This is a genomic window from Pseudoxanthomonas wuyuanensis (genome assembly GCF_900215535.1).
GTDB classification, from domain to species: domain Bacteria; phylum Pseudomonadota; class Gammaproteobacteria; order Xanthomonadales; family Xanthomonadaceae; genus Pseudoxanthomonas_A; species Pseudoxanthomonas_A wuyuanensis.
In genome coordinates this window covers 1-21,081 of record NZ_OCND01000015.1, presented here as the reverse complement: position 1 = coordinate 21,081, position 21,081 = coordinate 1, and the positions used below count along the sequence as shown (strand labels likewise).

Sequence of the window (21,081 nt, the reverse complement as noted above, 5' to 3'; positions counted from 1 at the left end):
CATGGACATCATTTCAAACCCCAGCATCCCGCACGGCGGGGCCATGGTTGCACGCTTTCTGGAAGAGCTGCACGGCCGCGGCCTGGCTCATGAGGAACTGCAGCAACACCCGCTGTCGTCGATCGAGGCGGGCCTGCCCCACTACATCCGCGAAACGACGCTGCAGGAGATGGCCGCCGGAGCAACGCCGCTGGATCAAGCGCCGGTCAGCGGCATGCGCTACCTGCTGCGCGGCCCGCTTGGCGTGGCAGGTGCGATCGATCTGGCCCTGACCGCGGGTGGGACCGATGCCGCTCGCGTTGCCGGCCTCACCGGTGGCGAGCAGATCCATCGCCTCAATCAGGCGCTGCGCCGTCTCGACGAACACCCGGCGAACTACCGTGCCGAACTGTCGCTTCTGCGCTGCCGTGGCCTGGATCTGGAGGCGCTGTTGCTGTCGTCTCCCGAGCAGGAAACCCTGGTCTTTCCGCTGTTGACCGGCGGGCCGTCGCTGAAGGGGCATGTGTACAAGGAAGCCGAGTACCGAAAGGCCCTGCAGCACGAAGCCCAGCGCGCACTGAAGCAATTCAGCGCCGATGGCGATGGCGAGGACGCCAGCGAGGGTTGAACTCCGTCCCTGACCCCCGCTGCCGATGCGGCGGGGGTTCCACCAGACCGATGCAGGTAGCCGCAATGTCCCCCTTGCCCGACTTTCCCCCGGCGACAACGGAGGCCGACGGCTATCCGCACAGGTGGCGCCGGCAGGCACGCGCCGGCTTCGACGTGCTGGTGGAATGGCGGATTCTGGACAGCGGCCTGGCGGTTGCAGGGCAGCTTCGGGATCTGGCGTCAAAGGATGCTGCCGTGTTCGCGCTCGGCCTGCAGCCCGGCGCCACCCATCGCCAGACATTCATTCTCCGCCATGCGTTGCCCCGGCAGTCGCCCGCGTCCATCGATGTGACCTTGCATCTGAAACGCGATGGCGACATCGTTTCCCTGGTCTGCAACCTGCCGATCACCGATCAGGAATACTTCAACTGGCCCATTGGCGATTGGTCGCTGCAATCCCCGGATTTCCCCGCCTCCCCCGCTGGTGAAGACCGGATCCAGGCGCCGCAGGACGCCGGCGACCTGTTTCCCTTCGTCTGGATGCAGCCGCTTACCCGGCGCCAGGCCGGGGAACTCGGTTTGCACTTCGTGGCCTGCCCCCAGCCGCCGTCCGGTTCGACTGCCTGGCCTCTGTACCTGTCGCTTGCCGGTGCCGAAACTGCCGCGGCCAAGATCCAGGCAGCCGGATCGTTCCGCCAGCAGCCGCAGTTCGTTGATGCATTGCCGCCACTGGGCACGACGGTTGCGTCGATGCCGCAGGTGCGTCGGCAATTGCTGGAACTGGCGCAGCCCATGCCTGACATCGAGTTGGTGCAGTGGCTGGAGCATGCGCTTGCCCTGCCGCCGCATCTGACCCTGGCCGACTATCTGGCCGGCGACGAGTGGCAGGCAGCGGTGCCGCGGTTGTGGCAGAGCCTGTTCGCCATTGCCCTGGACGGCAACGTTGCCGATGCCGGACTCGCCGACCAGCTCGTTGCGGTCGTGCGCCTGGGCCTGCTGATGATCCTTGCGTGCGAGGGCATTCCCACCATGCCCATGCTCGCGACAGCCGAAGCGCGGAACTTCGCGCTGTGCGCCCGTCCCGTGTTTCCCGACTTCGTCGCCACGCGACCGCCGGTACCTGCGCTGCGCGGCGGCAACGACAGCGGCCGATGGGAGGCATTGGGCATCGGCCAGTTGCAGGTCGCGCGTCACCGCCTGCTGGGCTATACCCCCGGCGAACTGGCCGATGTCGTCAACGTCATGCCACGCGAGCGCCAGGAGGTCAGCGAGCGCAGCTTGCTGGACATGGGAGGCAGCGAACGCTCCCACCATGATCGCGAGCGCGAATCCAGCCAGCGCCGGCAACGTTCCGAATCCAGCGACCTGGCCAATGCCATCGCTGAAGTGATGGCCGCCGACGGCGTATTGCGCAATCTCAGCAACGTCACGCCGGCTTACGACAATCTCAACATGTCGCTGTCCGGAAGCTGGTCCGGCGGCGGCGCCAACGCCGGCTGGCAGCGCGGTGGCAGCGCCGCGCTTGCGCAGCGCATAACCGAACTTGCCAGCCGCCGCATGCACGAGCGCGTCAGCCATCGGCGCGGCCTGGAATGGCAGGCATTGCGCGAACGCCGAAGCTCACAGCAGATCGACAACAGCGGCCATGACCGGTTGGTTGGGCTCTATCACTGGGTGGATCGCGTCGTGCGGGTACGGCTGGAACCGCTGGGCGCGCGCCTGGTGCTGGCGTTCCATCTGCCGCAACCGGCGCAACCCTGGCTGCAGCATCTATGCCGGCTTGGCCCGATACCGCTGCAGCCGCCGCCCCCACTTCCTTCGCCGCCACCTGGGCAGCCGCCGTACAGCGTGGTCACCGCGGCCAACTACCAGTCGCTGGGCGCAGCCTATGGCTTGTTGGACCTGGAACCGCCGCCGGCATCCCAGCTGACCCTGGTGGCCAGCGTGCAGCAGGCTACGCTGGGCGATCTGTCGCTGTTGGAAGTCCCGGCCGGCTACAGCGTCAGTGCGGGTACTGCGACACTGGCGGTGGCCGACAGCCGCTATGCGCTCGCCTGCTCGGTGGGAAGCAGCGATCTCCCCAACACGGCCACCATCCCGGCCGCCGCGTTGAGCGTCAGCGTTCCCAGTTGCAGCTCTTCCACCCAGGTGGGCACAGTGACGATTGCCCCGGATGCCGACGCTGTTCCCAAGTCGTCCACCTCGCCGCTGACCGGCATCGCGGGCGCCACCGGCATTATCCCCATCACGGTCATGACGGCGGCACCGTCGTTTGCGGTGACCGTGCAACTGCAATGCGGTCTCGACGGCACGCCGTCCGACAATCCGCTGGTCCTGTCCTGGCAGATGCGCATCTATGCGCGCCTGCAGCAAGCCTGGTACGCCGCCAACGGAGACTACGAATCCGCCCTGCGCGAACGCATCCACGCCGCCGCGCAGCGCGATGGCGATCTGCAGCGGCAGGTGCTGCAGCAGGCATGCCTGGATGTGCTGACGTCCTCGCTGGACGACCCCGGTCACGAAGCGGCCGATATGGCGCCGTTGTTCGACTGGCCGCACATGACCTGGCACTACTCGCAACGGCATGCCGGCTCGGCCCAGTCCTGGCCCGAACCGGTGCCATCGCAGCGCATGCGCTCCGACGAAGACGGCCATCTGCATGCGTTCGTGCACGCCCAGTCGGCACGGGTGCTGGTCCCCGTGCTGTCCGGCCGGGAGCCGTGGTTGTTGTCCCTGCTGCAGTTCCCCGTGCCGTGGGCGGGAGGATTCACCGATGCGCCGGCGACCCAGGGCACAGTCGCGCTGCTTGAGGAACTGCTGGTGCCCGGCGATGCCCAACCGGCGGCGCCGCCATGGACATTGCGCGTGCCCACCACGCTGCTGTACCTGCAATCCGGTTCGCAGCTGTCGCTGCCGCAGGAAGGCACGCATGGGCCGTGATTGGGCGTATTTTGCCGGACAGTTGGGCGTTCCCAACGCGATTCCGGTCGGCACGGTACTGCCCTATGCTGGCCCCCTGGCGGATACCGACAAACATCCCGCTGGGCTCGACCTGGCGCAGGTGCGCGCGCGGCTGGCGGCGATCGGCTGGCTGGCCTGCGACGGCCGGATGCTGGCGTGCAATGAGTATCGATTGCTGTACGGCGTGATCGGCAATGCCTTTGGCGGCGACGGTGTCCATTTCCGCCTTCCCGACCTGCGCGGCCGCTTCGTTCGCGGCGTGGATAGCGGCAGTGGCCGGGATCCCGCCTCGGACCAGCGCACCGCATCCGAAGACGGCGGCAACACCGGCGATCAGGTCGGCTCGGCCCAACGCGATGCGTTTCAAGGGCATGAGCACAACTACCTCAACGTCGCCGCGACTCTGGAGGCCGAAGCCGGCGCGGCGCCGGTGTACTGTCCGGCCGAAACCACCGCCGCCACCAGCGGCCAGGTTGCCGACGATGCCGGCCACGGCACGCCGCGCGTAGACAGCGAAACGCGGCCGGTGAATCTCTATCTCAACCACATCATCCGCTTTCGGTAGCGGCGACGGCCTCCGCGCGCATTGCGTTGCCGTTACCCGGCCTGCGGGTCGGGATTCTCCGTCAGCGCGCGCAGTACCGGCAGCAGCCATGCGCAGATGGATTCGGCCATCGCCTCCTGCGCGCACAATGCGCCGGTGCAGGCTCCGTCGAACTGCCGGGAGCGCATCAACCTGCCGCTGGCTTGCTCGATGAGCCGCAAGGTCGCGCGGACCTCGCCTGTCCCCTGGCGCAAGCTGCCCTCCAAACGGATGTCGGCCGGCGCAGCGGGGCACGCAGCAGGCACCAGTTCCATCCCGTCCGGTAGCCTGCAAAACAAGCGGTGCAGCAGTTCCTCGCGCATTCCCTGCGCCATCGCGGCCGCGATCCCGTCGAGCCCGATGGGCTGGAAACGGCTTAGCAACAGTTTCCGCGCATGGCCGCCTGCCCCTGCACCCTCCGGCGACGATGACGGATGCAGCACCGGCACATAGCTTCCTGAGGGAATCTCCAAGCGCGGTTCTCCCGCACGCGCTTGGCCGCTGTCGTAGTAGCGCCGCAGCTTTTCGCGCAGCCGCCCCATCTGCACGCGCACCGTCGGGTCGTCGCCGGGGTTGTAGCCATCAGGTTTCTTGCCCAGCGCTTCCAGCCCTATGCTGTATTGGGTGATGCGGTTGCCGTTGCCGGCCATGCCGTTCTCCACCACGTAGCGCAACAGCCGGCTCATGCTGGGCGATCTGGAAAACAGCGGACTGCTCAGCACCCGCTGCAACGCTGCCATCGCTTCGGCCCGCGTCGACAACGAGGCATCCGACAGTTGCGGCCGGCTATCCGGCGCATCGCTTGATTGCGTGAACGAGGCCACCTGGCATCTCCCTGATTCGCATTGCCGCCACACATCTGTGCGGACCGCCGGCACACTTCTACTCGCGCTGGCCAGGCAACACCTTCCGGATACCTTACGATCTTCAAGTCATTGAATAGCAATGGCTTTACGGACGAAGGAAGGGAAATGAACGGGGGGGATTTCCGCTTCGGCGAGTGGCGGGTGTGGCCGCAGTTCAACCGCATCGAACGCGCCGGGCAGGCGCAGGCGCTGGAACCTCGCCTGATGCAGGTGCTTTGCGCGCTGTGCGGACATCCAGGCCAGGTGCTCAGCGCGGAGGAGTTGCTGCGGTTGTGCTGGGGCTCCACGGTCTACGGCGATGGTCCGGTGCACAAGGCGGTCGCCCAGTTGCGCAAGGCGCTGCACGACAGCCCCGGACGGGCGCGCTACGTCGAGACCATACGTAAACGCGGATACCGGACCGTCGCCGAAGTTACACCAGCCGCCGGCCGGGCCTTCGCGCCTGCCGGTCGGACTACGTGGTCGGACGGGTCTCCGTTCCGCGGCCTGGAAGCTTTCCAGCCCCGCCATGCGGCAGTCTTCTTCGGCCGCGCGCAGGCCGAGGCCGGATTGCTGGCCTGCATGCGCGCGCAGCAGGCGCGCGGCTGCGCGTTGACGGTCGTGCTTGGCCCCAGCGGCAGCGGCAAGACTTCGCTGGTTCAGGCCGGCGTGCTGCCCGCGCTGCTCGCAGGCGCGGCGATGGCCGATGCGACGAGGCTGGATCTGGCAGGGCTGGAACGCTGCGGAGCCTGGAGCCTGCTGGCCGAGGCATTGCATCGCCTGCGTATCGGCACGCGCGCAATACTGTCCGGGCATTCCACAGATGCGCTTGCGCGCATGCTCCGGACATCACCTGCCTCGGTAGTGGCCGAGCTGGCCTGGCTCATGGACGGCGCCGCGGCGACGCGGCAAGGGATGACGCTGGGACTGTTCGTCGACCAATGGGAGAAGCTCATGCTGGCGTCGCCCGGCGCCAAAGCCGACGCTGCGGCCAGCGACTTCGCCGAGACCTTGCTGACGTTGGCCAGCTGCGGCAGGTTGCAGATCGTGATCGCCTGCCGCAACGATTTCTATCCGCAACTGGCGCGCATACCTGCGCTGATGTCGGTCAAACCCTACGGCGGCCACTACGATCTGCCAGCGCCCAATCCCGGCGAGATCGCGCAGATGGTCCGGCTGCCGGCACGGGCCGCAGGCCTGACGTTCGGAACCGACCCCAGCACGCGCATACAATTGGACGATGCGCTGTGCGCGGATGCGGCAGCCAGTCCTGATGCGCTGCCGCTGCTGCAATACGCCCTGCACCTGCTCTATGAGGCGCGCAGCCCGATAGGCGAACTTGAGTTTTCCGCCTACCGGCGCTTCGGCGGCATCGAAGGCGCGCTCAGCTATCGCGCCGAATCCCTGCTGGCAGGGCTGGATGAACGCCAGCAGGACTGCCTGCCACGCGTGCTTGCGCTGCTGGTCAATCTTCCCGAAGAACGCAGCGTAGTGGTCGGGCGGCGCGTTCCATGGAGCGCGCTCTGCAGCGACGCCGAACGCGCGCTGGTGCAGGCGCTTGTCGATTCCCGGCTGCTGGTCAGCGATCTGGTGGCCGGCACGCCGACCTTCGGCGTGGCCCATGAAGCGCTGCTGCGCCGCTGGACGCGCGCGACCGCGTGGATCGATCAGCATCGGGCGTTACTGCGCGTACGCAGTCGGGTCAGCGTACAGGCCGGACGCTGGCTGGAAGCCGGCCGCAATCCGGATCTGCTGCTGCCGGCCGGGCGGCAGCTCGAAGAAGCCGTTCTGCTGGAAGGCCGGGACGGCATACCATTGACCGATGCCGAACGCGAACTGATCGGGGCCTCGGCGAAACGGGCGGCGCGCGCCCGAAGACTGCGTCGCGCAGCGCTGGCCAGCATCATGGTGCTGGCCATGCTTTCGGCCGCATTGGCGCTGCTCGCCACGCTTGCCGATCAGCGCGCCCAGGCGCGGCGCGCTCAAGCCGAAGGGTTGATGGGCTACATGCTCGGCGACCTCGCCGACAAACTCCGGCCATTGGGACGCCTGGATCTGCTGGAAGGCATCAGCAACCAGGCATTCGCCTACCTGGCCACCGCCGGCCATGATGCTGGCCACGCCGCCGAACAACGCCAACGGGCGCAAGCGTTGCTGGTGATTGCCGAAGTGCGCCTGGCCCAGGGCGACCCGGATAGCGCCACCGCCGCACTGCGCGCCTCACGGCAGTGGCTGCTGCGCCGGCTGTCGCAGGCCCCCTCCGACGCCATGGCGCTGAAGCTGATGGGCGCCAACGCGTTCTGGTTGGGCAAGATCCGCCTCGACCGCAACGACTGGAGCCAGGCCGAACGGCATTTCAACGAATACCTGTCGGCCAGCCAGCGATGGCGCCGTCATCACCCCGACGATGTCGAAGCGTGGATTGAGGAATCCTATGCGCTCAACAGCCTGGGCTCGCTTTGGCTGAAGAGCGGCCAGGTGCAACGGGCCGCCGCCGCGTTCGCCGACTCGGTGGATCTGAAGCAACGCGCATTGCGGCACCGTCCCGACGACGCGATCCTGCGGGCGGAACTTGCCGACAGCCTGTCATGGACGGCGACGGCGCAGCAACGCGACGGTCGCTTGCGGGAGGCCATTGCGACCTATCGGCAGGCGACTGCGATGATCGGCGACCTCCAGGACAACCCCTCCGATGCGGTTTGGCGGCATCGTTTCGCCTACGCGCTTATGCATGGCGCCGAACTGAGTCGGGCCGTCGGTGACGAAGAAAAGGCCGCGGCCGATCTGCGCCGCGCCTCGGGCATGCTTGAGCGGCTGGTCAAAGAGCATCCCGACCGCCTGGATTGGCAGCGCGACTGGTTCTATTCGCAGTTGCAGACCGAAGCGCTGTCGCCGCATCGTCCCCGGAGCCGTTCCATCCAGCGGCTCAATGCGTTGCTTGAACGCATGGATGCGCTGGCCGACAAGGATCCGGGCAACGCGCAATGGCTGCGCCTCAAGGCGAGCACCGGCACGCTGTTGGCGCAAACCTTGGCCCAGGAAGGACACCGTGCGCCGGCGCGCCAGCAGATTCGCCGCTCGCTGTCGATATTGAAGAACGCGTATGCCAACAATCCGGACAACATCGCCGGGCGCGAAGCGCTGGCCAACGCGTGGCTGGCCGCCGCATCGATTCTGCCCGACAGCGGCGCGGACCGCGGCGCCTGCGCAGAGGCCGCCGGGCTGCTTGCGCCATCGGCCCAAAGCAGCCGCGACTATCGTATCCTCGTCCCATGGATGCGCAGCCAGGCCTGCCTGGGCCAGCATGCCGCTGCGGCATCGACCCGGGACGTGCTCGATACCATCGGCTACCGCTATGGCGGCCGCGACGATTTGGCCCCACATTTGGCAACCCAAGGAGAACAGCCACATGAATCACCCTCAGAACCCCGACCCGCGGAGCCTTGAAGCGATCATCAACGTTGAAGTGGACGTATGGCGCGTGAAGGACTCGCCCGATCTCGTTGGCAATACCCCTACGGGCCACTACAAGTTCATCCTGGATCGCGACGTTGTGCACGTCGATGCGCCGGGCGTCCCCACCCGTATCAACTACCGGCTGACCAAGGACGCCATAGCGCGCGGCTTCAGCTTTACCGCAGCGTTCACCAACGACTACAAGTTCCAGCTGCGTGGCCCCTACCTGGAAGGCAGCACCCCGGGCGCCGCCGGAGAGGACCGCTACGACACCATCTGGTTCCTTCACAGCAACACCCACGCCAGCCTCATTTCGGTATCGCTGCAGGTGCGCGACAGCCAGGTTCCGGATCGCACCGTGGCCTATGACCCGCAGATCACCAATACCCCAGGGGATTAGAACCTCACGGGCTGCCGCCGGCGCTGTAGCAACTACGCGGCCAGAACCGCGGATTGAGCCTGTTTACCTACGCGCCAACCGCCAGCACCGGTGTATCCGTGGATTGCGCTCGAAATCCGGCGGGATGGTCTGCGCGCTGATGTCCTGGCAATGCGCGAACTCCGCCACCACCGCTTCGTCCAGCTTGAAGCGGCGGAAGTTGTTGGAGAAGTACAGCACGCCTTCGGGCATCAGCCGCGCCACCGCCGCACGCAGCAGCCGCACGTGCTCCTTCTGCACGTCGAAGTCGTCGGCACGCGCCGAATTGGAGAACGTCGGCGGGTCGCAGAAGATCACGTCATAGCGGTTCTTTTCCGCTTCCAGCCACGCCAGCGCATCGGCCTGCACCAACCGGTGCTGGGCGCCGCCCAGGCCGTTGAGGCCCAGATTGGCCGCGCACCATTCCAGGTAGGTGGCCGACAGATCCACGCTGGTGGTGGAATCGGCGCCGGCCACGCCGGCCTGCACCGAGGCTGCCCCGGTGTAGCTGAAGAGATTGAGAAAGCGCTTGCCGCGCGCTTCCTGCGCCATGTGCCGGCGCAACGGCCGGTGATCCAGGAACAAGCCGGTGTCCAGGTAATCGAACAGGTTGACCCGCAGCAACGCGCCGCTTTCGCGCACGACGATGAACTCGCCGCGTTCCTGGAAACGTCCATATTTGCTGCCGCCCTTGCCGCGGGCGCGCGACTTGATCGCCACCTGCTCGGAGGGAATGCCGAAGACCTCGCGTGCGGCGGCCAGCAGTTCGCTGAAACGCCGGCGCACGTCCGCTTCGGGAATCGTGGCCGGCGGCGCGTATTCCTGCACATGCAGGAAGCTGCGCTCCTGGCCGCCGTGCTCGCGGTAGACATCGATGGCCGCCGCGTACTCGGGCAGATCGGCATCGTAGATGCGATAGCAGCTCACGCCCTCGCGTTCGGCCCAGCGCTTGAATTTCTTCAGGTTCTTGCGCAGCCGGTTGGCGACCATCTGCGCGCCTTCGGACAGCGCGCGCGGCTCGGCGCTTTGCCGTGCTGGCGTGGCGATGGGATCGCAGACGATCAGCGCGCACTCGATGGCGCCGTTGAACAACTGGTATTTCTTGCCGGCGCGCAGGCCGGTGGCGTAGGCCAGTTCGGCAGTGCCGCACAGCAGGCTGGCGCGCCACTGCGGCACGGCGCGCTTCAACGCATCGCCCAGCGCCCGGTACAGCGCGGCATCGGCGGCCAGGCGTTCGTCGTAAGGCGGATTGCAGACCACCAGGCCGCGTTCGAACGGCAATGGCGCCAGTTGCGCGATATCGCGCTGCTCGAAGCGGATTACGCCGGCCAGACCGGCCAAGGTCGCATTCTCGCCTGCGGCACGGATGGCGTGCGGATCGATATCGCTGCCGAAGAACACCGGCTTCAATGCCGTGCGTCCCTTCCTCTCGCGCTCGATAGCATCGGCATACAACTCGCGCCAGAGAGATGCATCGAATCCCAGCCAGCGACTGGGCAGCACGTTGCCGTGGCGCTGCAGGCCCGGCGCCACATCGGCGGCCATCAGCACGCCTTCGATCAGCAGGGTGCCGCTGCCGCACATCGGGTCCAGCAGCGCACCGCCCTCGTGGTAGGCCTTGGGCCAACCGCCGCGCATCAGCACCGCTGCGGCCAGGTTTTCCTTCAGCGGCGCATCGTTCTGCACCTGGCGCCAGCCGCGCCGGTGCATCGGCCCGCCGCCGATGTCGATTGAAATCGTGGCGCGGCCCTTGCGCAGCGACAGGTTGATGCGCACATCCGGATTTTCCACATCCACCGACGGCCGCTCCAGGCCCTGCGCGCGCAGCGTATCGACCACCGCATCCTTGACCCGCTGCGCCGCGTAGCGGGCGTGGGTGATGGCATCGCCGGAGACATGCGCGTCGACCGCCAGGGTGTGCTCCGAACCCAGGTGCTGCGTCCACGGCATCGCCGCCACGCCATCGTAGAGCGCCTGCTCATCGGGGCAGTCGAATTCGCCGATCGGCCACAGTACCCGGCTGGCCAGCCGCGACCACAGCACCGCGCGCTGCGCATCGGCCGGTTCGCCTTCGGCATTGACGCCGGCAATGGTGGCGGTGGCCTTGGCCATGCCCAGCGCCAGCAGCTCGTCGGCGAGCAGGTATTCCAGTCCTTTGGCGCAGGAGATGAAGAATTTCAACGGAGAACCTCGAAGGTGGAAGCCACCCCGGCGCAGACCGGGGAGCAATGACGTCGTCCCCGGCAATGAAAGGCGCTGGGTCCCCGCCTACGCGGGGATGACGGCAAAAAACTACAGCGAAGCCAGCAACTGCGCGAACGCGTCGGCGGATGCTTGGACGTGGTCGGACAAGCGGTGCGAATCGTCCACCAGCAGCAGGCGCGCGCGGCGCGGGTAGGCCCAGTCGGCGACCTGCTGCGCCGGAATCAGTTCGTCGTCCCAGCCATGGATGATCGACACCGGTACCGCCGCCGCGTCCAGATCCGGCAGCCGCCCCATCGTGGTCGGCGGCGCCATCAGGAACAGCCCGCGGACCGGCACCTGCAGCGAGACCCGGCCGGAGATATACGCCCCCAGGCTGGACCCGGCCAGCACCAGCGGACCGCGCGCGGCCGCCGCAGCGGCGACGTCGCGCAGGCGCGCCAGCCGCGCTTCCACATCGCCCAGTTCGCTGACCTCGCGGCGCGCGTCCAGATCGGTGTAGTCCGGCCGCTCGTGGCTCCAGCCCAGGCGGTCGGCGGCCTCGGCCAGCGCAGTGACCTTGGTGGCGTCCGGCCCGCTCTCGAAGCCGTGCGAAAGGATGCAATGGCCGCGGCCTGCGAAAGTACCGCTCACAGCGCGCCCCTGCCCGTGCGCGGCAACGGCGCCATCAGCCTGGCCAGGGACGAATCGGGAGCAAGCGGCATCGTGCGGTTCCAACGGCGGCCGGCGGCCGGTACAGGCGCAGAGTTTACTTGACCGTCCGCATCACCGCCCTGCCTGCGCGCCAATACTGGCAGCCTGTCGGACTTTGGCTGGCCGGGCCGCAAAGCCGCCTGCGCGCTCCTGTTTTCCGCCGATTCTGGACCCAGGGAGCGCGCTGGTGGCCTGCGAATCGTCGAAAAACCGTCCTCGCGCAGCCGAATCTTCGCCTCGATCCCCAAAGCCCGACAGGCTGCTAGGATTCGGCCATGTTGCCCGACCTTCCGCCGCTGCCGGTCATCATCGAACCGCTGCCCTATGAGCAGCGCCTGCCGCAGCGCCCGCTGCAGCAGATCGACCTGGTGGTGATCCATTGCACCGAACTGCCTGACCTGGCCGCCGCGCGCGTGGCCGGCGAACGCGTGCTCTACGGTTCCGGCACCGGCAACAGCGGCCACTACTACATCGACCGCGACGGCAGCGTCCATGTCTACGTGCACCCACAGCGCATCGCCCATCATGTGCGCAGTTTCAACGAACGCGCGGTCGGCATTGAACTGGTCAACACCGGCCGCTACCCGGACTGGCTGCATTCGGCCCGCCAGAAGATGGAAGAGCCCTATACCGAGGCGCAGATCGCCGCGCTGATCGGCCTGCTGCAGACGCTGCAGCAGGAACTGCCATCGCTGAAGTACGTCGCCGGCCACGAGGAACTGGATACCGCGCGCGAACCGGCCAGCGACGACCCGTCCGTGCAGGTGCCGCGCAAGATGGATCCGGGGCCGCTGTTTCCCTGGCCGCGGGTGCTGCAGGCGGTCGGACTGGAGCGCTGGCAGCCGTAGCCGGGTATGCAGGTTCGGGGCGCCCGGCGGCGCCGCGACGTGGCGCGACGGACATGGCGACACCTGGTCCGGCGCGCCGGGGCCCGCCCTGCACGGCTACGGCCACGGTGGGGCGCCGGTATAATTTCGGGCATTCCGCATCCCAGGCTCCGTCTCTTGTCCCCAACGCCCGAACCCGTCGTCTCCGAACTGATCGAGCTACTGTCGCTGGAACGGCTGGAAGACAACCTGTTCCGCGGCCAGAGCCGCGATATCGGCACCAAGTACGTGTTCGGCGGGCAGGTGCTGGGCCAGGCGCTGTCGGCCGCGCAGGCCACGGTGGATCCCGCCGGCGGCCGCCGCGCGCATTCGCTGCATGCCTATTTCCTGCGCGCAGGCGACATCGACGCGCCGATCGTCTACGACGTGGACCGCACCCGCGATGGCGGCAGTTTTTCGGTGCGCCGGGTCACCGCGATCCAGCATGGCAAGGTGATCTTCTTCTGCGCGGCCTCGTTCCAGGCGCCGGAACCTGGGGTGGAGCATCAGCTGTCGATGCCCGAGGTGCCGCGGCCGGAAGATATCGAACCCGCGCCCGCGGTGCCGGCCGAGGTGATGGCCACGCTGCCGCCCAAGGTGCAGCGCTGGATGTCGCGACGCGGGCCGTTCGAATTCCGCCATGTCTACCCCCGCGACGAACTCAATCCGCCCAAGCGCCCGCCGTTCCAGCAAGTGTGGTTCCGGCTCAGCGAACCGGTCGGCGATTCGCCGGAACTGCATCGCGCGCTGCTGGCCTACGCCTCGGATTTCCAGTTGCTGGGCACCGCCAACTACCCGCACGGCATCAGCTACTACCAGCCGAACGTGCAGATGGCCTCGCTGGATCACGCGCTGTGGTTCCACCGCCCGTTCCGTGCCGACGACTGGCTGCTGTATGCGATCGACAGTCCCAGTGCGCAGAACGCACGCGGGCTGGCGCGCGGGCAGATTTTCGACCGCAGCGGCAAACTGGTGGCCAGCACCGCGCAGGAAGGCCTGATCCGGGTGGTTCCGGATGCGCAGACCGCCCTGCTGGTTCCGGCCAAGGAGTAAACGCCGATGAGGCAGGTCTTTACCAGCCAGCGTCTGGAAACCGTCGAAGGCGTCGCCAAGCTGCTGTCCGATGCCGGTATCGAGGTCTATATCAGCCGTCCGCGCTCGTACAAGAGCAAGCGCGGCAGCCAGTTCAGCTACAACGACCCGGTCGTGTTGAGCCAGCAATCCGCATTGTGGGTGCGCCATGCCGAGGATCAACCGCGGGCGCGGGAACTGTTGCGCGCGGCCGGCCTGCTGGAAACCACCCGTCCCGGCACCGGCCCTTCGCTGACCTTTGCCGCAGCCGTCGATGAGCCGGCGCCGCGCCGTTCCTGGGCCTGGCGGATACGCCTGATGCTGCTGGCGCTGATCGCCGCCGCCGCGGTGCTGACCGTGTTCCGCCACCGAGCCCCGCCGCCAGCGCCCGCGCCTGCGGTTCCCGCAGCGCCGGCGGCCACGCCCGCCGAACCGGCGCCACCGGCGGAAGAGGAAGAAGAGGTCCGCATCCAGATTCGCCCACCTTCGGAGTGAGCGCCGTGGCGGTCACATTCTGCGCGCTCGGTCGTCTGGTCACCATGACCCACGCCGCCACGAGCCTGCAATGAACGCGCAAATGCTGGAACTGATGCTGCAAACCGAACTGCCGGCCGCTGCCGGCGGCGACCGCAACGCCTACGGCCGCATCGTGATGGCCTGCCAGAACACCGTCACCGCCATCGCCCTGGCCATTACCCGCGACGTGCAGGCCAGCGAGGACATCGCCCAGGAGGCCTTCCTGAAAGCCTGGCAGCAACTGGACCGGCTGAAGAACAGCACCAGCTTCCTGCCCTGGCTGCGCCAGATCACCCGCAACCTGGCCCGCGACCATCTGCGCGGCAACAGCCACCGGCCGTTGACCGGCGAAGGCGCCGAAATCGCCATCGGCATGGCCGCCGATCCCTCGCCGACGCCAGCGGAGCAACTGCTGCGGACCGAGCAGGAGATCGTCGCCACCGAGATCATTTCCGCGCTGCCCGAGGACAGCCGCGAAGCGCTGCTGCTGTACTACCGCGAAGGGCAGAGTTCGCAACAGGTCGCCAGCCTGCTGGGGTTGAGCGATGCCGCCGTGCGCAAGCGGCTGTCGCGGGCGCGCGGCAGCGTGCGCGAGGAAATGCTGCGGCGTTTTGGCGAGTTCGCCCGCGCCAGTGCGCCAAGCGTGGCCTTTGCCACGATGGTCAGCAGCGCGTTGATGGTGGCGGCGCCTGCGGCCAGTGCCGCGGCCATCATCGGCGGTGGCGCGGTGGGCACCGGCGCGGCCGGCAAGCTCGGAGCCGGCAGCCTGGGCGCGTCCACCGTCAATGGCGGCGTCGCGCTGGGCGCGTTGGGTTCGGTGATTGACGGAATGAATCTTCAGGTTGTGCTGCCAGCGCTGCTGGGCGGCATGCTCGGCTGTTATCTGGGCGGTCTTTTCCTGCTGCGCTTTGCCGAAACCGCCGACGAACGCCGGCAGATCCGCGGTTTTGTCTTTCTCAACACCGCCACTGCCGCAGTGTTCAGCCTGGGCGTGCTGCTGGTGGTGAGCCTGACCCAGCACTGGCTGCCGATAGCGCTATATTCGCTGGCCGGCATGATCGTCATCAACTACCAATGCCTGGTGCCATTGCAACGGATCATGGCGCCGCTGTTGGCCCGCTCCAATGCCCGCCGCGGCCGCGCAGGCGTCAACTGGACCTACGAAGCCATGTACGGCCGCACTGGCGTGCTGATCGCCAATGTGTTCGTCGTGGCCGTGTTTGCCTGGGTATTCCTGCGCTGAGCAGAACGCACGGTCACAACCGCGTCAGCGCGTCGTCCCTGCATTCATAGCCAACTCGCCGACGACCGCCATGAACGTCCAAGCCTTGGAACTGATGCTTCAGGATGCCCTCCCCGCCGCCATCGGCGGCGACGGTCGCGCCTACACCCGGATTGTCGCCGCCTGCCAGAACACCGTTACCGCCATTGCCCTGGCCGTCACCCGCGATGTCCAGGCCAGCGAGGACATTGCGCAGGAAGCGTTCCTGCGTGCCTGGCAACAATTGGGCGGATTGAAGAATCCGGACAGCTTCCTGCCATGGCTGCGCCAGATCACCCGCAACCTGGCCCGGGATCATCTGCGTGCCCGCCGCCGGCAGCCGCTGTCGGGCGAAAGCGCGGAGATCGCCATCAGTCTGGCCGCCGACACCGCCCCCACGCCGGCCGAGCGGCTGCTGCAGACCGAACAGGAGCAGGCCGCGGCCGAAGTCATCGCAACGCTGCCGGCCGACAGCCGCGAGGTGCTGCTGCTGTACTACCGCGAGAGCCAGAACTCGCAGCAGGTCGCCAGCCTGTTGGGGTTGACCGACGCGGCCGTGCGCAAACGGTTGTCGCGGGCGCGCCGATTCGTCCGTGAAGCCCTGCTCGAACGCTTCGGCGAATTCGCCCGCACCAGCGCGCCATCGGCCGCATTCGCGTCCACGGTTGCCGGCTTGCTGGCGACCGCCACGCCACCGGCGGCAGCGGCAACGGCGCTGACCTCCGGCTCGGCACTGGCCGGCAAGGGCCTTCTGAAGCTGCTCGGGGCGTCGGCCGGTGCCATCGCAGCCGGCATGCTGCTGGCCATCGGTGCGGTCTGGTTCGGTATTCGCAAACAACTGCGCGAGCCACTGGACCGGCAGGAGCGCGACGCGCTGCTGCGCTACGGCGCGTTCAACAGCGCGTTGATCGTGGTGTTCATCGTTGCTGCGATAGGGTTGAAGCCGCTGCCGGGCTGGATTCCGCATGTGTCGCTGACCCTGCTTTACATCATCGGCGTCAACTGGTCCTCCCTCCGCTGGCTGCCGCGCATTCTCAAACGGCGCCGCGATCGCGACCTGCAGCTCGATCCCGCCGGCACCGCACTCAAGCTGCGCAAGACCCGGCTCTGCAAGGTCACAGGGCCGCTGGTGGGAAGCGCGATCGCGATGGCGGCAATCCTGTACGCATTGGTAGCCACCGGCCGCCTGATTCTCTGACACCCGAACCGCCTACGGAACTGCCGTCGGCGAGAGCCCCATGCCACTGCCGGCATGGGGCTCATGTTGCGCACGCAGCGATCGGCACTCAGCGCTGCATGCGCTTTTGCAGTTCTTCCTTGCCCAGGAAGCCATCCTTGTTGGCGTCCAACTGCTCGAAGCGCTCGGCCAGGCGCGGACTGCCCTTGGCTTCGTCGCGGCTGATCTTGCCGTCCTTGTTGCTGTCCATCGCCGCGAAACGTTCGGCCGCACCGGCCTGCATGCGCTGGCGCGCCTCGTCACGGCGCTTGCCGTGGGCGGCGTCGAATTCGGCGCGGCTCAACTTGCCGTCCTTGTCGGTATCGGCAGCAGCAAACCACTGATCGTGGCGCTGCTTGGCGCGCGCTTCGTGATCGGCGCGGTCGACAAAGCCGTCCTTGTTGAGATCCATGGCGTCGAAGCGGCCTGCGAACTTCTCGTCAGCGGCGGCTTCGGCGCGACTGATGCGGCCATCCTTGTCGGTATCCAGATTGCCACGGGTAAAGTCCGGCCCGCGCATGCCGGCGTGGCCATCGTGGCCGCGATGGCCCTTGTGCCCCCAACGGCCATCGCGCTGCGGACGCTCGTCGGCCGACAGCTTGCCATCCTTGTTCTTGTCCAGTTCGTCGAACATCGCGGCCAGGCGCGGATGCGCGGCCGCCTCGGCGCGGTCGATAAAGCCATCGCCATTGGCGTCCAGTTTGATGCGCTCGGCGCGCTTGCCGGCGGTGTCCGGGGTGGTCGCGGCAATCGCGCTGCCGGCGCCCAGCGCGGTCAGTACGGCCATCATCAGCAGGGTCTTGCGGGTCATCATTCGGTCTCCTCGATACGGGGCGCAGCGTGCGCCACTGCTGCTGTCAACGCCCGGCGGCGGCGGCGGTTGACCCGCGGACCGGCGCGTTCAGGGGCTGTTGACGTTTCCCGAGCAGGTCGCGCCGCACTTGCGCGCGTTCAGGGCAAGGAAGAGCGAGGAAGTGGACGTCCGTCCACGCCCGAGCGATGACACGGCTCTGAGCGCGCGCAAATCCGGCCCCCCGCATCATGTACGGGGCAGGCTCTGCGGGTTGGGCCTGGCAAGCCGCCAGACCCAACGCGGCCTGCTCGGGAAACGTCAACAGCCCCTGGACAGTCGCAGCCCACGCGATGGGCGGCGCGCAGTATGCTGCCAGCATGTCCCAGACCCTGGCCCGCGCGGTTTCCATCCTCGGCCACCCGATGCTGGTGCTGCCGTTGGCGGCATTGGTACTGGCGTCGGGCCGGGGCGACGGCCGCGACACGGTCTGGCTGGCGGCGGTCTTCACGTTGTTCGCGCTGCTGGTGATGACGTACTCGGTCTGGCAGGTCCGGCGCGGTCGCTGGCGCCATGTCGATGCCAGCGAACACGGCGAACGCCGCACGCTCAACCGGTTCCTGCTGATGGCGCTGCTCGCGGCCGCCGCACTGGCCGCATGGCGCGGGCCTGTCGAGTTGGCGTGGGGTCTGGCGCTGTCGGCTGCGCTGATCGCCATCGCGCTGCTGAGCGCGCGTTGGTGCAAGCTGTCGCTGCATATGGCGTTCGTCGTGTTCGCCGCGGCGCTGCTGTCGCACCAGGGCGCCGCCTGGGCGCTGGCAGCGCTGGCGTTTGCAGCGGCCGTTGCCTGGTCGCGATTGCGCCTGCAACGGCATGTGCCGCGCGATCTGCTGGCAGGCGCGCTGGCCGGCGCACTGGCGGGGTGGGCGTTCTGGCGATTCGCCTATGGCATGGCGGACTGAGCCATGGGCACCGATTCGATACTCCCGGCCGACGACCTGCGCCTGTTCCATACCGGCGAGCATCCCTGCGGCTACTGGCCCGAGCGCAGCGCGCGCGATCTGGTATTGGACCCTCGCGATCCGCGCCTGCCTGCGTTCTATCCCAATGCGCTGGGCTGGGGTTTCCGCCGCTCCGGCGACATCGTCTATCGCCCGCACTGCCTGCATTGCCGCGCCTGCGTGGCGGTGCGGATTCCGGTGCAGGATTTCCGGCCCGACCGCAGCCAGCGCCGCTGTGCGGCGCGCAACATGCAGGTGGAGTCGCGCATCGTGGCCGCCGAACGCACGCCGGAGCATCTGGCGCTGTACCAGCGCTACCTCAGCGCCCGCCACCCCCAGGGCGGCATGGACGATCACGGCGCCAGCGAGTTCGACCAGTTCCTGATCGGCAGTTGGTCGCAGGGGCGGTTCCTGGAATTGCGCGAGCATGGACGGCTGCTGGCGGTGGCGGTCACCGACGTGGTCCCGGAAGCGCTGTCGGCGGTCTACACGTTCTACGAGCCGGAACTGGAAGCGCGCAGCCTGGGCACGCTGGCGGTATTGCGGCAACTGGAATGGGCGCGGCGCGAATCGCGCAGGCATCTGTATCTGGGCTACTGGATCGACGGGCACCTCAAGATGGACTACAAGCGCCGGTTCCGGCCGCTGCAGGCGTTCGATGGCAAGCATTGGCGCAATCTGCAAGATGGCCAGGCTTTTCTGAGCGGTCCTGGCCGGGATTATTGAGACCATCGTGTGCCTGGCAGCAGGATGCCGGGGCAATCCCTGCTCCGGTCGGCATGGGCGCGCCTCGCGTCTGCCGCGGCCCCTGCCCCGCCGTTGCGCCCCGAAGGCGATCCGCCGGGAAATCGGTACGCCTTTTGTCATCGTCGACGCTCGTACGCATGGCAGAATCCGCGCATGCGCCGACTCCTGTACGCCCTGCTGATGCTGCCTGCCCTTTCCGCCTGCGTGAACGTCAATGTGCACGGCGATCCCGCCGCCCATGCCGGCGAGCGCCCGCTGCGCGTCGCCACCTACAACGCCTCGCTGTATTCGGATGAAGCCGGCGGACTGATTCGCCAGTTGCAGGGCGACAGCGGACATGCGCGCAAGATTGCCGCGGTATTGCAGAAAACGCGGCCGGATCTGCTGTTGCTCAATGAATTCGACTACGACCACGCGCACCATGCCGCCGATCTGTTCCAGCAACGCTACCTTGAAGTCGCGCAGCCCGGTGGCGGAGAACCGCTGCGCTACCGCTACCGTTATCTTGCTCCGGTCAACACCGGCGTGCAGAGCGGACTGGACCTGGACCGCAACGGCACGGCCGGCGGCAGCGGCCGCGACCGGGGCAACGATGCCTGGGGCTACGGCCTGCACCCTGGCCAGTACGGCATGCTGGTGCTGTCGCGGTATCCCATCGATGAAGCGGACGTGCGCACCTTCCAGTTGTTGCGCTGGAGCGCGCTGCCCGGTGCCCAGAATCCCATCGATCCGGCCTCGCGCGGGGCCTTCTATCCGGATGAGGTCTGGAAACAGCTGCGGCTGTCTTCCAAGTCGCACTGGGACGTACCGGTGCGCACGCCGCATGGCACGGTGCACTTTCTGGTCTCGCACCCGACCCCGCCGGTGTTCGATGGCCCGGAGGACCGCAACGGTCGCCGCAATGCCGATGAAATCCGCCTGTGGCACGAATACCTATCTCCCGGCGACCAAAGCTGGCTATGCGACGACCAGGGACGCTGCGGCGGTCTGCCCTCCCAGGCGCGCTTCGTGATCGCCGGCGATCTGAACAACGATCCGGTCGATGGCGACGGCCGCCATGAGGCCATCATCGAACTGCTGGAGCACCCGCGGGTGATGCGGATGGCCACTCCGCGCAGCGAGGGTGGCGCGCAAACCGCTCGCGCCTATGCGGAAAAAGGCATCGCCAGGCGCGGCGCCCCGGAGCACGTCACCGGCGATTTCGGCCCCAAGGCAGGCGCGATGCGGCTGGATTACGTGCTGCCGTCCACCGGCTTTTCCCTGCAGGGCAGTGGCGTGTTCTGGCCGGCCGCCGACCACCCGGACGCGGCCATCGCCGACGGCAGCGACCATCATCTGGTCTGGGTGGATCTGGTTCCGTAGCGTCGGGGCGGGAAGCGTTTTTTGACACGGATAAGACCGGATCAAATCGAATAAGCGACTTTTTTGGTTCTTCTCCCTCGTGCCGGGAACGTCGATGTGGAAGCCGGTGGCCAGGGCAGTGCGAGGCACGCCGTAAATGCCCGCGATGCGGGGCCGGCCCACCATCGCAGATGGCGGGCGTTCGGCTGCGCGCGAAGCCGTGCTTCGCAAGCGCTTGCCTCACCCATGCAGGCTCTTCCACGGCATCCATGCCGCGGACGGTCCCGCAATACCCTGACCACCGGCTTCTGGACATCTGACCGGCGCTCGAAGAATGGCCTCCCGAAGTCGCGATTTGTCATCTGCCCAAAGGCGACGGCCGGCGGGCTGGGGGGTGCGGAGAGCAGGCCATGGGTGAGCCAAGGCGGCTTGCGCGGCACTGCCGCGCGCCTTGGCGAACGCCCGGCGCGCTGCGCCCGGCCGGTTCGGGCCGCGAAGCGGAACGAGCCTGCGGCCCGACGGAGAG

The 21,081-nt window shown here is 67.6% G+C and carries 16 protein-coding genes and 1 pseudogene; 13 read left to right on the top strand and 4 right to left on the bottom strand.

Annotated features, from left to right (window positions below; translation table 11 throughout):
* Position 1 precedes the first annotated feature (1 nt).
* The 3 genes from CRO39_RS19455 to CRO39_RS21030 all read left to right on the top strand — a co-directional run bounded on the left by CRO39_RS19455 (position 2) and on the right by CRO39_RS21030 (position 4,114).
* The gene (locus CRO39_RS19455; RefSeq protein ID WP_097123644.1) at positions 2-607 is read left to right on the top strand and encodes a hypothetical protein; all 606 of its coding nucleotides are present in this window, start codon (positions 2-4) and stop codon (positions 605-607) included.
* A 65-nt stretch (positions 608-672) separates the two neighbouring features.
* Positions 673-3,528, top strand: coding sequence for a hypothetical protein (locus CRO39_RS21035; RefSeq protein ID WP_162125868.1), 2,856 nt, complete (start codon positions 673-675; stop codon positions 3,526-3,528).
* Positions 3,518-4,114 (top strand): phage tail protein, encoded by a 597-nt coding sequence (locus tag CRO39_RS21030; RefSeq protein ID WP_162125867.1) that lies wholly within the window; start codon positions 3,518-3,520, stop codon positions 4,112-4,114. Before CRO39_RS21035 ends, CRO39_RS21030 begins: the two co-directional genes overlap by 11 nt.
* Before the next feature lie 32 nt (positions 4,115-4,146).
* Here the strand turns inward: CRO39_RS21030 and CRO39_RS19445 are convergent, their stop codons facing one another.
* Complete coding sequence (locus CRO39_RS19445; RefSeq protein WP_097123642.1) at positions 4,147-4,956, bottom strand: hypothetical protein; 810 nt, start codon at positions 4,954-4,956, stop codon at positions 4,147-4,149.
* A 147-nt stretch (positions 4,957-5,103) separates the two neighbouring features.
* Between CRO39_RS19445 and CRO39_RS19440 the strand changes: the two genes are divergently transcribed.
* A complete protein-coding gene (locus tag CRO39_RS19440; protein ID WP_097123641.1) occupies positions 5,104-8,424 on the top strand; it encodes an nSTAND1 domain-containing NTPase in 3,321 nt (1,106 codons plus the stop codon).
* Positions 8,387-8,833, top strand: a complete 447-nt coding sequence (locus tag CRO39_RS19435) for a hypothetical protein (protein WP_097123640.1) — start codon at positions 8,387-8,389, stop codon at positions 8,831-8,833. Before CRO39_RS19440 ends, CRO39_RS19435 begins: the two co-directional genes overlap by 38 nt.
* Positions 8,834-8,896: 63 nt before the next feature.
* On the opposite strand, the gene rlmKL is transcribed toward CRO39_RS19435, so the two are convergent.
* Positions 8,897-11,032: a bifunctional 23S rRNA (guanine(2069)-N(7))-methyltransferase RlmK/23S rRNA (guanine(2445)-N(2))-methyltransferase RlmL gene (rlmKL, locus tag CRO39_RS19430; protein ID WP_097123639.1), complete on the bottom strand. Its 2,136-nt coding sequence runs from the start codon at positions 11,030-11,032 to the stop codon at positions 8,897-8,899.
* A gap of 111 nt (positions 11,033-11,143) precedes the next feature.
* Positions 11,144-11,686: an alpha/beta family hydrolase gene (locus CRO39_RS19425; RefSeq protein ID WP_097123638.1), complete on the bottom strand. Its 543-nt coding sequence runs from the start codon at positions 11,684-11,686 to the stop codon at positions 11,144-11,146.
* A 335-nt stretch (positions 11,687-12,021) separates the two neighbouring features.
* On the opposite strand from CRO39_RS19425, the gene CRO39_RS19420 reads away from it, so the two are divergent.
* The 5 genes from CRO39_RS19420 to CRO39_RS19400 all read left to right on the top strand — a co-directional run bounded on the left by CRO39_RS19420 (position 12,022) and on the right by CRO39_RS19400 (position 16,658).
* Positions 12,022-12,594, top strand: a complete 573-nt coding sequence (locus CRO39_RS19420) for an N-acetylmuramoyl-L-alanine amidase (RefSeq protein ID WP_097123637.1) — start codon at positions 12,022-12,024, stop codon at positions 12,592-12,594.
* 156 nt (positions 12,595-12,750) lie between these two features.
* Positions 12,751-13,665, top strand: a complete 915-nt coding sequence (gene tesB / locus CRO39_RS19415; RefSeq protein ID WP_238394667.1) for an acyl-CoA thioesterase II — start codon at positions 12,751-12,753, stop codon at positions 13,663-13,665.
* 6 nt (positions 13,666-13,671) lie between these two features.
* A complete protein-coding gene (locus CRO39_RS19410; RefSeq protein ID WP_097123635.1) occupies positions 13,672-14,178 on the top strand; it encodes a pathogenicity-like protein in 507 nt (168 codons plus the stop codon).
* Between the two features lie 70 nt (positions 14,179-14,248).
* Positions 14,249-15,442 carry an RNA polymerase sigma factor gene (locus CRO39_RS19405; protein WP_097123634.1) on the top strand — a complete coding sequence of 398 codons (1,194 nt, stop codon included), beginning with the start codon at positions 14,249-14,251 and terminating at the stop codon, positions 15,440-15,442.
* Positions 15,443-15,512: 70 nt separating this feature from the next.
* Positions 15,513-16,658: an RNA polymerase sigma factor gene (locus CRO39_RS19400; protein WP_097123633.1), complete on the top strand. Its 1,146-nt coding sequence runs from the start codon at positions 15,513-15,515 to the stop codon at positions 16,656-16,658.
* An 88-nt stretch (positions 16,659-16,746) separates the two neighbouring features.
* Here the strand turns inward: CRO39_RS19400 and CRO39_RS19395 are convergent, their stop codons facing one another.
* Positions 16,747-17,490 (bottom strand): EF-hand domain-containing protein, encoded by a 744-nt coding sequence (locus CRO39_RS19395; RefSeq protein ID WP_097123632.1) that lies wholly within the window; start codon positions 17,488-17,490, stop codon positions 16,747-16,749.
* A 356-nt stretch (positions 17,491-17,846) separates the two neighbouring features.
* Between CRO39_RS19395 and CRO39_RS19385 the strand changes: the two genes are divergently transcribed.
* From CRO39_RS19385 to CRO39_RS19375, 3 genes and pseudogenes are all read left to right on the top strand, one after another.
* Complete coding sequence (locus tag CRO39_RS19385) at positions 17,847-18,428, top strand: phosphatase PAP2 family protein (RefSeq protein ID WP_176520238.1); 582 nt, start codon at positions 17,847-17,849, stop codon at positions 18,426-18,428.
* A 3-nt stretch (positions 18,429-18,431) separates the two neighbouring features.
* A complete protein-coding gene (locus CRO39_RS19380) occupies positions 18,432-19,193 on the top strand; it encodes an arginyltransferase (protein ID WP_097123629.1) in 762 nt (253 codons plus the stop codon).
* A gap of 276 nt (positions 19,194-19,469) precedes the next feature.
* Positions 19,470-20,576: pseudogene (locus CRO39_RS19375) on the top strand (endonuclease/exonuclease/phosphatase family protein); the annotation flags it as partial.
* Positions 20,577-21,081: the final 505 nt, after the last annotated feature.

Coding starts and splice junctions, on each gene's coding strand:
- CRO39_RS19455 (WP_097123644.1), top strand. CDS start 2: ATGGACATCATTTCAAACCCCAGCATCCCGCACGGCGGGGCCATGGTT.
- CRO39_RS19385 (WP_176520238.1), top strand. CDS start 17,847: ATGTCCCAGACCCTGGCCCGCGCGGTTTCCATCCTCGGCCACCCGATG.
- CRO39_RS19410 (WP_097123635.1), top strand. CDS start 13,672: ATGAGGCAGGTCTTTACCAGCCAGCGTCTGGAAACCGTCGAAGGCGTC.
- CRO39_RS19380 (WP_097123629.1), top strand. CDS start 18,432: ATGGGCACCGATTCGATACTCCCGGCCGACGACCTGCGCCTGTTCCAT.
- CRO39_RS19440 (WP_097123641.1), top strand. CDS start 5,104: ATGAACGGGGGGGATTTCCGCTTCGGCGAGTGGCGGGTGTGGCCGCAG.
- CRO39_RS21030 (WP_162125867.1), top strand. CDS start 3,518: ATGGGCCGTGATTGGGCGTATTTTGCCGGACAGTTGGGCGTTCCCAAC.
- CRO39_RS19405 (WP_097123634.1), top strand. CDS start 14,249: ATGAACGCGCAAATGCTGGAACTGATGCTGCAAACCGAACTGCCGGCC.
- CRO39_RS19420 (WP_097123637.1), top strand. CDS start 12,022: ATGTTGCCCGACCTTCCGCCGCTGCCGGTCATCATCGAACCGCTGCCC.
- CRO39_RS19400 (WP_097123633.1), top strand. CDS start 15,513: ATGAACGTCCAAGCCTTGGAACTGATGCTTCAGGATGCCCTCCCCGCC.
- CRO39_RS19395 (WP_097123632.1), bottom strand. CDS start 17,490: ATGATGACCCGCAAGACCCTGCTGATGATGGCCGTACTGACCGCGCTG.
- CRO39_RS21035 (WP_162125868.1), top strand. CDS start 673: ATGTCCCCCTTGCCCGACTTTCCCCCGGCGACAACGGAGGCCGACGGC.
- CRO39_RS19435 (WP_097123640.1), top strand. CDS start 8,387: ATGAATCACCCTCAGAACCCCGACCCGCGGAGCCTTGAAGCGATCATC.